The sequence below is a fragment of the Liquorilactobacillus sucicola DSM 21376 = JCM 15457 genome, from assembly GCF_000612445.1.
GTDB classification, from domain to species: domain Bacteria; phylum Bacillota; class Bacilli; order Lactobacillales; family Lactobacillaceae; genus Liquorilactobacillus; species Liquorilactobacillus sucicola.
Genome location: NZ_BALC01000003.1, coordinates 177,554 through 190,407, shown reverse-complemented (window position 1 = coordinate 190,407; position 12,854 = coordinate 177,554). Strand labels below are relative to the sequence as shown.

The following is a 12,854-nucleotide window of genomic DNA, read 5'->3' as shown; positions in this document are numbered from 1 at the left end:
TTATGCTTGAAGTTTTTCATTTTAATTTCAGGCTGCAAGCGGTAGAATTAAGATATATCTATAATTTAAGGGGAAAAGCATATGGGGGTAACTATTAAAGACATCGCAAAAGAAACTGGGTTCTCGGTCGCCACTGTCTCACGGGTCCTTTCAAATAAAGTGGGATTTTTCAGCCAAGACACAGCAGCTGTTGTCAACGCTGCCGCAACAAAACTAGGCTACAAAAAGAATATGGCTGCCACAGAACTTGTTACACAAAAAAGCAGCGTCATTGCTGTTATTGTAAATTCCACTAAAACTAATTTTTCCGATCCGATCATTGAAGGAATTCAACAAAAAGCCGCTGAAAGCGATAAAAGGGTCATTATCCTCTATGCAGGCGATCACGATGCAACATCACAAAGAAGAGCTCTTTCCACTGCTTTAGAACGGCCAATCGCCGGTGTCTTGCTGCTCTCAGTTGATTTATTCGAGGAAAACCTGCAATTATTAAAAACAGCACAGGTTCCCTTCCGCTTTATCTCTATCTCATTCAAAGATTCAGCACTCAACTACGTAGCATCGGATGACCAGCAGATAGGTTACCTAGCAACCAAATATTTAATCAAGATGGGGCACCGCTGTATCGGTTTAGCCGGAATTGATATTGAATCCAGTGCTCATACTGGAAAGATGCGCTTAGCAGGCTATAAGCGGGCGTTGGCAGAAAATAATATTCCTCTCCAAAAAAATTGGATTCAAACGGGGAACTACAGCTATGAAGCAGGACTGCTTGCAATGCAGAACTATAGCAACCAAAAATGCATAAGTGCTGTTATCACTGGTAGTGACCTTGTTGGAATCGGCCTTTTGAACCAGGCTGCCAAACTGCATCTCTCTATTCCAGATGATTTATCGCTTATCACGATTGATGGGACCTATCTCTGTAGAATCGTTCAGCCACAATTAACAAGTGTCACCCAGGATTTCTATCACATGGGCTACCTAGGAGCAGAATACTTGATTAGTGACCAACAACAAAACGCCTTCACAGATGTCAAAATTTCTGAACGTGAAAGCGTTAAAAAATTGACACTTTAAAAGAGCATTTCTGCAAAGTTTGTCTTACCATTAAAAAGAACCGGCAGCATCAAAATGTGCCATACCACAAAAGTTAAATTATAATCTAGCTTCGTTAGTTACTCCATAAATCAAAATCTACGTCTACCTCAAATTACTCATAACAAAGTACTTGCTATATACGTAGTTTTACAAGAGTCGCTATCTAAGAAAAGAATCCAACCGCATAATATGCCGAAACAGAGTGGGCGGGTCAAAAGTTTTTTGACCCCGCCCACTCTGTTTTTTAGTTGAAATATACGCATTAATGTACTTCAACGGTTAGTCTTTTACACTAACCGCGTGATTGCTCGTAATCTGTAGTTAATACTCAAAAGGCTATGGTTACTTCGCCGCTTATTTATTTGTAAATATAATTGCGCGTCTTAGGTAGTGTCCTACCGCTAGGGCCCTTTGAAATCAGGTATTGAATGCAATCAATGTTACCTGATTCAAATGAAGCCGCACAAGCTTGCAAGTACAAGTCCCACATGCGCACAAACCTTTCATCAGCCTTCTCAGTAATAATATCTATATTCTCGTGGAAATTTTTATCCCATATTTCAAGAGTTCGCTGATAATGGCGCCGCAAAGTTTCCATATCAAAAATCTGCATTCCAGCGTCAACAACATGCTGTAAATTCTCTGTCATACCAGGAATGTATCCACCGGGGAAAATATATTGGTTGATCCAACCGTTGAAGGCACCTCCTTGTTGACGAGTAATCCCATGTATTAGTGCAACCCCATCGTCGCTGAGGTAGTCTGCAACTGTTTGAAAATAGGTTCCCAGATTCTCTTTGCCCACATGCTCAAACATTCCGACACTCGTAATGTAATCAAAGGGGCCTTCTTGCAATTCACGATAATCTTCAAGATAAACATGTGCGCGGTCTTCAAGTCCTTCTTCTTTGATTTTCTTTTGAACAAATGTATATTGTTCCTCACTTAAAGTGATTCCCGAAACATCCAGATCATATTCTTTTGCGGCAGTCAGCATCAACGTTCCCCAACCACACCCAATATCAAGCAGCTTTTTGCCTGGTTGCGGATCTAACTTTTTGATAATATGGTGCACTTTGTTCAATTGGGCTTGCTCAAGTGTATCATCATCATTTTCAAAATATGCGCAAGAGTACGTCATTGACGGATCAAGCCATAAACGATAAAAATCGTTACCAAGATCATAATGACTTTGGATATCTGTCTTACTATGTTTCTCTGAATGTGACTGTTTGGGTAGAAAGCGTTTTAACTTGCTGTTATAAAAGAAACTTTCTGCAGACTCATAAGCCGATTTGACCAATGCTTGAATCGACCCATCAATCTGTATGCGTCCATCCATGTAAGCCTCACCTAAAGCAATAGAGGCGTTGCGCATCAATTCCTTAATCGGTACAGCTTCCTTAAAGGTAATCGTCACTTCAGGTGTCCCTTCACCATATTGCTCACTATCACCATCCCAATAATTTACTCGAACCGGAATGCTGAAGGATTTGCTCAACATTTTCTTGTAGAACATCTTATCGATCATAACTTCATCTAACCTCCGCTTTTTACTCAATTACTAACTAAACAATAGTATTTTATCACTTTTCACAATTTTTTTCAGAATTCCGAAGTTATACTTCTAAAATCAGGCCATTACAAAAATTAAATTTTGCTTTCTTACTATACAAAAAAAGAGCAGCTGCCCTGACACACCAAGCAACCCCTCAAGTTAATTATCTTTTACTGTCAAACCGTAAAAACCATTGCTAACAGCGTAACTGCTATCAAACCCAGTACAACTGAAAGCCCCATCGAACGTGATCGATACGCTACTGCTATGACAATTAACGAGGCGATGATTTTTGCCATATTATGTATACCTGTAAAAACGTATCCTGCGCCAGTATCAATAAAAACATCTTTGACAACAAGTGCCGTGAATAAAGAAACTGGCACGTATTTCATCCATTCATTGAACCATTTTGGAATATCACGCGTTGAAAAAATTCGCAAGGGAATAAAACGCGGACCAAATGCGACCAACATAGATAAAATGATCAAAAGCAAATGTTCCATAGTTTTTTCTGTCATAATCAATTATCCCCCGACTTGCTGATTACTCGCCGACTAGCTTTAGGCTTTATTTTTTTCAAAAGAAAACCCCTCTTTTTCCCATGCTTGACTAAGTAATCTTCAGTAGCAAAACCCACAAAAGATGCTAGCAGGGTCGAGACGACCAGCCCCATTGTACTCTTAAGCACAACCATCGAAATAATCGCAAAAACAGCTGCAACAAAACTGACAACAATCGTCAGTTTATTCGCAACCTGCATCACAATCATATATATGAATAAGGCCGTCAATGCGTAATCAACAATTGCAAGGTCAACCGATAAGAGGTTCCCGATCAGACTGCCAACAATGTTGGCAAAAGTCCAGAAAAGAAGTGAGTAATGCTCGACCATCAGCGCGTCCTTAGGTGTCCAACTTTTATCTGTTGCAAACTTCAAATAATTAACAGCATAATTCTCATCATTCAAGGAAACAGCGAAAATATACAGAAACTTCTTGCTTGTGTTCCGTAAATACTGTGAAATACTGGAGCCTAACAGCGCATAGCGTAATTCTAGGAAAAAAAGCATGATCAGTACCGTGTGCATTGGTGCATTTGCTGTCAGCATTGAAGCCAGCAGAAATTGTGCACCGCCTGAGAATACTAAGATCGAAACCAGACCTGTCAAAATCACGTTGAATCCCGCTACATTCAACAAGATGCCGCAAGCAAGACCGATCGGAATGTAACTTAAACATAATGGCAGAGCTATCTTCAATACCTCTAGCAACGTGGTTCCTCTTTTTTCACGAATAAGCCTCCAAAAATAAAAGTCCTCGCAGCTCCGATTATAACATATGATTATTAACGTTCGGGTAAAAATTTCAATCAATGAGAAGATTCTAAGCACAGAGCGTCACAAAATTACCCAATAATTACTTTTTCAGTTGGAAAACGATAGCTTAGATCCTTCTTTCGCTTAGAAACAAAGAGCATCAACATGTAAAGCATTCCTACTCGACCAATAAACATTAAAATAATGATCACCCATTTTCCTACTATACTTAGTGAACCTGTTATTCCCAAAGAAAGTCCGGTCGTTCCAAAAGCTGAAGCTACTTCCAAGATCAAAGCCGTCAACGGCTGCTTTTCAGTTGCTGATAGAATCAAAACAGCCGTTCCGCATAACAAAAGAGACAAATTCACGACTACAACCGCCTTTTGAATATCATCCTGACCTATTTGCCGTCCAAAAACATTCACATTGCGTTTCCCTCGAATGAAGGAGTACATATAAAGTATTAAAATGCCGATCGTTGTCGTTCGCACCCCACCTCCGACTGAGCTAGGGCTTGCACCGATAAACATTAGCAACGAAAAAATCAAAAGAGTTGTTGAATTGAAAGCATTTAACGAATCCAACTGCAATCCTGCATTACGTGTTGACGCACTATAAAACATCGCGGTCATTAATTTATCCATCAAACTTCGATGTGCAAAAGCGCCTTTAGACTCAGAGAATAAGATGAGGACTGTTCCGATTACAAAAAACAAGACCGCAAAGAAAACAGCTAATTTTACAAACAGTGAGAATCTGAATTGCCTTTTATCTTGCCTGCGCAACTTAATTCCTGCCCACTCACGTAACTCAGTCAGTACAGGGAAACCAATTCCACCGATCGCGATTAAGAAGATAATTGTCATCAAGAACAAATAATCATGACGAAATGGCATAATAGATGTACCGGTAATATCAAAACCCGCGTTAGTCACAGCTGAGATCGAAATATAAAAACCCTCGAAAAAAGCCTTGCTTAATTGATGATACCCCTGTGCAAAATACAAATACAGAGAAAACAGAAGCCCAAATAAAAGCTGCAGCACCATCATCAAGCCAAAAACCGAGTAGGCCAAACGAACAGTTCCGCTCAACCGCGGCTGATTCATATCAATCTGAATCAACTGCCTTTGATGAAGTGTAATTCTCTTGCGTGCCAGTACCAAACCGACTGTCGCCAGCATCGTAATCCCTAAACCACCGATTTGAAAAAGAACTTCTAACAAAATAACACCATAATTGTTATATACTTCATGCAGGGGAAAAGTCGATAATCCGGTCACACTAACGGTAGAAACAGCCATAAAAAAAGTATCCAGTGGAGATACACTTGCTCCTTCTCTTCGAAAAAACGGCAAACACAACAAAAAAAAGGCAAGTACAATCATTAGAAAGTAAGAGATAACTATCAATTGGATCGGGGTCGTGTTCTCGCGAACCTTAACTAACAAATAATTAATCTTACTCAATGATCTGTACCTGCCTTCCTAACTATTCAATCAATTTTAAACCAATTTCATTTTGGAATAACTGATAACGACCTTTTGCTTCAATTCTAGTGCAGTTGAAGATTCCTTATAGTCGCTGTCAAAATCAATGATAGCAGAATTTCGCAGTTGTTTCTTGATTTTCCCCTTAAAATGGTGCCGATGGAAGACAAATGCAACATGTGTATTTTTAACAAAAGGTGTCCCGAGTTCGCTTACCTCGATTACCTGTTCGTCCCTATTGTTTCTGGATTTTCGTTTTTCACTCATACTTCTTCCTCCTCAACGGTAAATCCGACTATCCACTTCAAAATAAAACCGATCCTTGTTTCATTATCTGAAAAGCTAGAACCGTCCTCCTGCTTGCTATCGCGTATTACTATTATACCGCTAATAATGAAGGAAAGCTAACTTGAACAAATAACATCAGTTTCTCCCCCTCCAATGGGAGTCACAGGCTACACGCTGTTTCGTTGCTTTCACCATCGATTACTTTTTATAGATTGTTATTTACAAGAAAAAACAGCCGCCAAGTAACTGCAAGATTTACTTTTTATTTTTTTTCTGCTAGACTTACACTGTATTATGTGAGCTGGGGTGCCTTTTGGCTGAGAAATACCCATGATACCTGATCTGGATAATGCCAGCGTAGGGAGCTTAATTCGAATTTTTTTGCTTGATGAATGAAAGCGTCTACCGGCATACTTTTTTGAGTGTGGCGGTTATTTTTTTATCTGAAATGTACTCTATCTCGCATTACTTTACCATAAGAAGGAGTGTTTCAAATGCAAAACATGAGTCAAAAGCCCAAGCGCGGCTGGTCTTTGCGCGATGTTATTTTTTTAGCAATAATTGGTATTTTTTTCGGTGTTATCTATCAGGTTTGGAGTTATGCATATTATTTAATCGCAGCCACACCACTAAAACCTTACGCCAATGATCTAACCTTAGGGGTCTGGATTATGGCTGGTCCACTTGCGGGCGTCTTACTCCAAAAGGCCGGGGCAACTATTATTGGCGAATTACTTGCTGCTGCGGTCGAGATGCTGCTATTTTCAAGCTGGGGAGCTGCCAATCTTATTTCTGGTTTTATCCAAGGCCTTGGGAACGAACTTGGTTTTGCTTGTACAGGCTATAAAAACTGGTCAAAATTAGGCTTGTTATTTTCGACCATTGGCGCGACTATTCTCACCTTTGTATGGGATTGGTTCCAAAGTGGTTACAGTGAATACCATTTTGGCCTGCTGCTGACGCTGTTGATCATCCGCTTTATCTCAATCGGTTTCTTCGCCGGCGTTCTAGTTTACTGGATCAAAAAACTTGTTCTAAAAACGGGCATAAACAAGTAAGATGACTACCCTGTCCGTTTCCAATTTAACTTTTGCCTATGACCCGTCGCGTCCGCCTATTCTCCAACAACTTAATCTAAGTCTTGAACCCGGCTCGTTCAATTTATTGATTGGCCCATCTGGAAGTGGAAAATCTACCTTATTCAAACTATTAGCCGGTCTTTACCCAGAATATGGCGGCACGATCTCCGCAGGAACGGTCAAATTGAATAATCAAGAAGTCAGCACTCTTGTTCCTTTTGAACGTGCTCGGCATATTGCGTTGCTCTTTCAAAACCCTACGCGGCAATTTGCAATGCGGACGGTTGAAGAACAGATGACTTTTGCTTTAGAGAACCTGCAACTGACTCCTCAGCGAATCGCCGAACTTGTGGCCGCGACACTCAAGCAGCTCGGACTAGAGAGTTTTAGAAGGCGCCAACTATTGGAGCTGTCAGGTGGTGAACAACAGCGGATCGCACTTGCAACCATTTTGGCTATGGGCAGTGACATTATCCTGCTTGATGAGCCCTTCGCCAATGTCGATCAAGCTGGTCGCAAAACTCTTCTAGCTGACTTGAAAGCAATGCAAATCCAAGAGAGCAAGTCTATCTTTATTACAGATCATGATTTGACTGGATATCGGCAGCTAGTCGACCATCTTTATGAAGTGAATACTGATCAAAAAAACATTCATGAAATATCCCGTCAACGTTTGGATCTTACGGCTGCAGAGACTCCCGTTCAAAATCGAATGAACAAGGTTTCAATATTCGGGTGGCATGATCTTAGCTTTCAAGCTGGCTCACGAACATTACTCAAACCACATTCTTTCAAATTACCCGAAGGCAAGTTGGACTTTTATCTGGAGCGAATGGAGCGGGAAAATCCACCTTATTTTCAGCACTTTCTCATCAACTGAACTATCATGGTCAGGTTCTATATAAGAACAAAAAATCGGAGAAGATGCGTATAAAAAAATGGGCACGCATTGTTGGAGTCGTTTTCCAAAACAGTACTGATCAATTCATCAAGCTGGAAGCACAAGATGAGATTGCCTTATCACAGCAAAACAGCCTGCAGCCTTATTACTGGACAGAGCGGCGAATAACCGCAGCCATTAACCAATTAAATCTCGCTGAGGTCCTAAATCACGTCAGCTATCAGCTTTCCGGCGGACAGCAGAAAAAGCTCCAGGTTTTAAGTATGCTCATCATGTCGCAGCCTATCTTATTATTTGATGAACCGTTAGCTGGGCTTGATGCTGTTTCGCTCAAAAATGTGATGCAACTGATCAAAAAAACTGTGACTGACTTGAAAATAAGCAGTTTGCTTATTTCACATCAACGAGTTGGTGTAACTGAATTTGTTGATTATGAACTCAAACTTGCAGATAAATCCTTAACGATTGAAGGGGAGGTAAAAGAACATAATGGGCAAGCGTAAAAAGCATTTGAACGCAACTATTTTGACAATCATTATGCTTGGCATTGGATTCCAAATTGCCTTTTCGCGAAGTGTTATCCTCAATGTTGTCGTTACATTTATCTGCTTATTGTATTTGCTGTACTGCCAAGTTCTCTTACGAAAAGTTCTGATCATGCTGCTATTGGCTTTTCCACTTGCTTTTGGGAGTTGGTGGTCTTTTATTATGTTTGGAACCGGCGATACATGGCATAGTGCCTGGATCTATGGCTCGCGTGTCTATGCTTACCTGCTACTGGGTTCCATGCTAACACTGACTGTTCCAGTCAAAGAAATCCTGATAAGTCTCTCCATTCACATCAAGCTCTCTGAAACCTTTGTCTATGGTCTCCTAGCATCTTTCAACCTGCTTCCGCGTATTCGACAGCAATTCAAACTCATTCAATACTCTGCTCAGATGCGAGGGAAGAGTTATCGGCCTTGGCAGCCAGCGTTGTATCTGCGTATTATTATCGTTGCGTTGCATTGGTCAGAAGACCTCGCTGAGGCCATGTCGTCGCAAGGGTTCTCAGAAGGCTTCCCTCGAACGAGGACATTTAACGATCCGCTTCCTCGATGGCAGTGGGGATTTGCCATTATTGTGATAATGTTATATTTTAGTGCTGCCTTCCTTGTCAGTCCATGGTGACTTGTTGTCTTCATTCAGCATAATTAAGAAACTCTTACATTTAGTTGCATACAAATAAATTATGACATAAGTCGGTAAAACTTGAATATTACAATATTAGGCAAGGCTTTTTGACTTATGGAGCACACTTACACCTTTACAGAATAAACATGGAGCGGGTCAAAGACATCTTTGACCCGCTCCATGTTGTTTTCGTTAAAATATGTGCATGTCGTGTTTCAATCGTCAGTTTTCCGCCTAACCCAAGATTGCTCTTCTAGTCAAAATAAGACGACTACATTCGTAATTACAGTTAATAAACTAACAACTATTAGCGTACTCCCCCTAAGTTTAGTCACGGGCAGATTGTGAAAAGGGTTCACCTTACCGGTTGTTTCTGGAAAGTCTGGACCATAGTGGCGTTAATTGAAGCCCTCTCCAAATCTGGTCATCCACTAAACTAATAGCTCTGTTTTATCTCATTAAGCTTGTTTGGCAGCATCCTTGCCTTCGTCTGTTTCAACGTAAGTAATTGCGCCGCTTCGTCTGAGACGAACCATTGTAAACCATAAGAGTAGCAATGAAACTACGATGAAGATCAGCATTACCAGCATTGAAGTTACGAATTGCCCGGTCCCCAACCCTGAGGTAAGAGCTTCACGGAAGCCTAGGATTGAATAGGTCATCGGCAGGAATGGATTGACTGCTTGGAAAAAGCCATTCATTCCATTAGTGATCTCGATTGGGAACGACCCACCGGAACCGCCTAGTTGAATGACCAGCAAGATCATAGCCGCAAAGCGCCCAGGATTGCCACCAGCCATCGACATTAGCATAATCAGATACATCGCCGTCATTGAGAAGAAGATTGCATTCAGTATCATCTGTACTGGATGGTCTGGGACAAGCCCCGCTGCTATCATCAACAACGTTTCTACAACTGCAGTCCCTACTGCAACCATCGTTCCTACCGAAACCTTACTCAAGAACCAATCTGTTCCTGACCCATCCGGCGTTGAAAGGCGGCGGATCGGATAAACCAGATTAAATACTAAAGCTCCGACGTATAAAGCTACAGAAAGCATGTATGGGGCTAATGCATACCCATAGTTTGGAACTTTACTGTAATTTTCATGTTTCAAATTAGATGGAGCTGCAAACATATCCGCTGTTTTATTTGAAGTCTTGACTGCGTTTATTTGATTTGCTCCCTTGCTCAGTCCATTAGCTAGCTGTTTGTTACCCTTGTGTAATTTGCCGGCTCCATCGGTTAGTTTTCCTGAATTGGCAGCTAATTGCTTCGTTCCGCCAGCTAATTTATCTACACCTGCAGCAAGCGTTGGGACTTTGGAATTTAATTGTTGGGTACCATCTGCCAGCTGTGCCGCACCATTATTTAACTTAGCACTATTATTGTCCAACTGTTGAGTACCATTTGCTAACTGTGAGACTCCGTTTGTTAATGCTGGAACCTTGCTATTCAATGTCCCCAATCCGCCAGACAGCTGCGCAGCACCACTATTTAGGGCGCCGTTATTGGCAGCAAGCTGCCCAGTACCGCTTGCTAACTGTGAGACTCCATTTGTTAATGCTGGAACTTTGCTATTCAACGTTCCCAGACCAGAAGCTAATTGAGCCGTTCCATTCACCAGTGATGTAGAATTTTGATTCAGCTTATTTGATCCGTCAAATAACTGTGAAACTCCGTTTGTTAATGCTGGGATCTTGTTGTTTAAAAGTGACAGGTTGCTGCTTAAACTATTTGCTCCCTGAGTCAAAGCCGTTGAATTCTGCGCTAATTCATTAGATCCCGCAGCGGCTTTCCCAACACCAGCCGTATAAGCATTAATTCCATCAATCAATTGGTTAATCTGTGTCCCATTTGTATTTGCAGCAACAGCACTTTGAACTTGTCCCTCTGCGCCTGCCCCCGCACTTAAAATACTGTTAACATCAACCTTACTGCTATTGCCTACACTTTGATTAAGCTTTTCCGCGATTCCTTGTGATTTGCTCGCCATCGTGCTTAAATCAGCGACGCTCGTAGACAGTTTACTCAAACTTGCAGAAGTATTATTAAGCTGGTTTAACTTCTCCTGTGATAGGCTTGCGTTTTTCATAATACCCTGAAAACTGTTAAGTGCATCATTGATTGCCGTGATCTGCGCAGATGAGACACCTGATTTTTGCAGTTCCTGCAACTGGGTCAAATTGGCTTGATTGGCAGTTAAGATAGCTTGCACTTTCTGCTTGTCCTCTTCTTTCAAATTCACGGATTTTTGCAGTTCCTGTGCATTTTGTTCAATTGTCAGACTATTCTGCCCAACTTTCTGCAACGCCGCATTCACGGTCTGCAGATTTGCAGTCAGTGCTCCCATGTTAGACAAAGTACTGCTGTATTGGTTATAAAAAGTCGCTAAACTCTTCAACATTGCCAGCGCGCTTGTTAAATCTTGGGTGCTTTTTAGGCCTGTATCGATCTGCTGTAGTCCACCTGCAATGACCGCATTGGTGACATACAGTGCTGAAGCAGCTTGCGGCAGCTCTTTCAAGCCATCCGCTCCCGCTTTCAATTGACTGGATTTGCTTGAAAGTTCTCCTAATCCGCTATTGAGCTTCGTCACACCAGATGTATAGTTCTGCACACCAGATGATAGTTTCGCAGATCCTGCCGTCAACTGTGTCACACCGGATGATAGTGATCCTGTCTGACTGTTTAATTCGCCTAATCCATTATTGACTTTAGCAACACCGGATGTATACTGATTAACTCCGCTATTCAAGGTATTCGAACCATTCGCAAGCTGACCAACCCCATTAGCTAGTTGCCCGGTACTTCCGTTTAATGTCTGAACACCATTATTAACCTTAGTTACACCAGATGTATAAGAATAAATACCTGTCGCCAGTGAATTGGAACCCGTGGCTAATTTACCAACACCGTTTGCAAGCTGACCTGTACTCCCGTTTAATTTCTGAGTTCCTTCATTTACCTTGGAAACACCAGTGGTATACTGATTAACTCCGCCCTTAAGCGCTGTTGCACCAGTAGTCAATTTCAACACACCCTGACTCAAAGGTACCACACCCGTTTGCAGAGTAATTACCCCATTATTGACTTTTTCAACACCGGCCGTATATGTGTTGATTCCGTCGGACAATGTGTTCGACCCAGTACTTAGTTTAGCTGCTCCTTTAGAAGCCGTGGTAAAACCCTTGCCTACAGTTTTAATCGTCGAGAACATTGTTTTGGCATATGCATCAGTTACTGAAGAGCGAACCTTAGTATTCAGTTGCTTAGCCCCTTCTTCACTAATAACCTTACCAATATAGTTCAACGAATCATTCGTCTTGTATACCAACCGCATCTTTTGGGGATTCTTGTCCAGAACCGTTGTTGCATTTTCCGAAAAATCCTTTGGGATCGTGATAATCGTATAATATTTCTTGTGTTTTAATCCATCAAGTGCCTTTGCAGATGAAACAAAATGCCACTGCAAACTGTCATTTTTCTTCAGTTTTTTGACAAGATCGTTTCCAACTGCCATTTTCTTCCCTTGATACTCAACGGCACGATCCTCATTGACAACTGCAACAGGTAATTCACCCGCGTTGCCATATGGATCCCAAACCGATTTTAAGAAGAATACAGCATACAAAAACGGGATAAACATAATTGCCGAAATTGTTGCAATCAACAATTTGTGCTTACCTATGTTTTTGAACTCTTCTTTTATCATTCTCAACTCTCTCACCTCTACCCTAAATTTGATGCTTAAGTTTCATCATCTACTTTGACAATCTATAATATACACTCCATATCCACGTAAAACAAGATACGACTTTCAACAAAAAACTTAATATTTGCTCAACAACTTCTGGAAGATAAGTATTCGCGGTCTGAAAAAGCAAAGCTGGGTGACATAGAAAGATTTTATTGCTCCACAAAAAAAGATCTGCAACAAAA

General features: G+C 41.2%; 11 protein-coding genes and 1 riboswitch. Of the genes, 5 read left to right on the top strand and 6 right to left on the bottom strand.

Annotated features, from left to right (window positions below; genetic code table 11):
• Positions 1 to 81 precede the first annotated feature (81 nt).
• Positions 82 to 1,080: a LacI family DNA-binding transcriptional regulator gene (locus tag JCM15457_RS06320; protein WP_034988502.1), complete on the top strand. Its 999-nt coding sequence runs from the start codon at positions 82 to 84 to the stop codon at positions 1,078 to 1,080.
• A 379-nt stretch (positions 1,081 to 1,459) separates the two neighbouring features.
• Here JCM15457_RS06320 and JCM15457_RS06315 read toward each other — a convergent pair whose 3' ends face one another.
• From JCM15457_RS06315 to JCM15457_RS06295, 5 genes are all read right to left on the bottom strand, one after another.
• The gene (locus JCM15457_RS06315; RefSeq protein WP_034988501.1) at positions 1,460 to 2,632 is read right to left on the bottom strand and encodes an SAM-dependent methyltransferase; all 1,173 of its coding nucleotides are present in this window, start codon (positions 2,630 to 2,632) and stop codon (positions 1,460 to 1,462) included.
• A gap of 203 nt (positions 2,633 to 2,835) precedes the next feature.
• Positions 2,836 to 3,180: an AzlD domain-containing protein gene (locus JCM15457_RS06310; protein ID WP_034988500.1), complete on the bottom strand. Its 345-nt coding sequence runs from the start codon at positions 3,178 to 3,180 to the stop codon at positions 2,836 to 2,838.
• A 2-nt stretch (positions 3,181 to 3,182) separates the two neighbouring features.
• Positions 3,183 to 3,932 (bottom strand): AzlC family ABC transporter permease, encoded by a 750-nt coding sequence (locus JCM15457_RS06305; RefSeq protein ID WP_034988499.1) that lies wholly within the window; start codon positions 3,930 to 3,932, stop codon positions 3,183 to 3,185.
• A 134-nt stretch (positions 3,933 to 4,066) separates the two neighbouring features.
• On the bottom strand, positions 4,067 to 5,449 hold the full coding sequence (locus JCM15457_RS06300; protein ID WP_235725606.1) for a TrkH family potassium uptake protein: 1,383 nt from the start codon (positions 5,447 to 5,449) through the stop codon (positions 4,067 to 4,069).
• Positions 5,450 to 5,485: 36 nt separating this feature from the next.
• Entirely contained in the window at positions 5,486 to 5,737 is a 252-nt protein-coding gene (locus tag JCM15457_RS06295) for a hypothetical protein (RefSeq protein ID WP_034988498.1), read from the bottom strand.
• 313 nt (positions 5,738 to 6,050) lie between these two features.
• Positions 6,051 to 6,139, top strand: a riboswitch (TPP riboswitch).
• 113 nt (positions 6,140 to 6,252) lie between these two features.
• Here JCM15457_RS06295 and JCM15457_RS06290 point away from each other — a divergent pair.
• Genes JCM15457_RS06290 through JCM15457_RS06280 form a run of 4 tightly spaced genes read left to right on the top strand, consistent with a single transcriptional unit; the run spans position 6,253 to position 8,908 of the window.
• Positions 6,253 to 6,816 (top strand): ECF transporter S component, encoded by a 564-nt coding sequence (locus tag JCM15457_RS06290; RefSeq protein ID WP_034988497.1) that lies wholly within the window; start codon positions 6,253 to 6,255, stop codon positions 6,814 to 6,816.
• Between the two features lies 1 nt (position 6,817).
• A complete protein-coding gene (locus JCM15457_RS12390; RefSeq protein ID WP_235725605.1) occupies positions 6,818 to 7,717 on the top strand; it encodes an ABC transporter ATP-binding protein in 900 nt (299 codons plus the stop codon).
• A complete protein-coding gene (locus JCM15457_RS12385) occupies positions 7,609 to 8,241 on the top strand; it encodes an ABC transporter ATP-binding protein (RefSeq protein ID WP_369384622.1) in 633 nt (210 codons plus the stop codon). Before JCM15457_RS12390 ends, JCM15457_RS12385 begins: the two co-directional genes overlap by 109 nt.
• Positions 8,228 to 8,908 (top strand): energy-coupling factor transporter transmembrane component T family protein, encoded by a 681-nt coding sequence (locus tag JCM15457_RS06280; protein WP_034988496.1) that lies wholly within the window; start codon positions 8,228 to 8,230, stop codon positions 8,906 to 8,908. The genes JCM15457_RS12385 and JCM15457_RS06280 overlap by 14 nt, the downstream gene beginning before the upstream one ends.
• 461 nt (positions 8,909 to 9,369) lie before the next feature.
• Here JCM15457_RS06280 and JCM15457_RS06275 read toward each other — a convergent pair whose 3' ends face one another.
• Positions 9,370 to 12,627 (bottom strand): YhgE/Pip domain-containing protein, encoded by a 3,258-nt coding sequence (locus JCM15457_RS06275; RefSeq protein ID WP_051993318.1) that lies wholly within the window; start codon positions 12,625 to 12,627, stop codon positions 9,370 to 9,372.
• Between the last annotated feature and the right edge of the window lie 227 nt (positions 12,628 to 12,854).

Coding starts and splice junctions, on each gene's coding strand:
- JCM15457_RS06320 (WP_034988502.1), top strand. CDS start 82: ATGGGGGTAACTATTAAAGACATCGCAAAAGAAACTGGGTTCTCGGTC.
- JCM15457_RS06315 (WP_034988501.1), bottom strand. CDS start 2,632: ATGATCGATAAGATGTTCTACAAGAAAATGTTGAGCAAATCCTTCAGC.
- JCM15457_RS06310 (WP_034988500.1), bottom strand. CDS start 3,180: ATGACAGAAAAAACTATGGAACATTTGCTTTTGATCATTTTATCTATG.
- JCM15457_RS06295 (WP_034988498.1), bottom strand. CDS start 5,737: ATGAGTGAAAAACGAAAATCCAGAAACAATAGGGACGAACAGGTAATC.
- JCM15457_RS06290 (WP_034988497.1), top strand. CDS start 6,253: ATGCAAAACATGAGTCAAAAGCCCAAGCGCGGCTGGTCTTTGCGCGAT.
- JCM15457_RS12390 (WP_235725605.1), top strand. CDS start 6,818: ATGACTACCCTGTCCGTTTCCAATTTAACTTTTGCCTATGACCCGTCG.
- JCM15457_RS06280 (WP_034988496.1), top strand. CDS start 8,228: ATGGGCAAGCGTAAAAAGCATTTGAACGCAACTATTTTGACAATCATT.
- JCM15457_RS06275 (WP_051993318.1), bottom strand. CDS start 12,627: ATGATAAAAGAAGAGTTCAAAAACATAGGTAAGCACAAATTGTTGATT.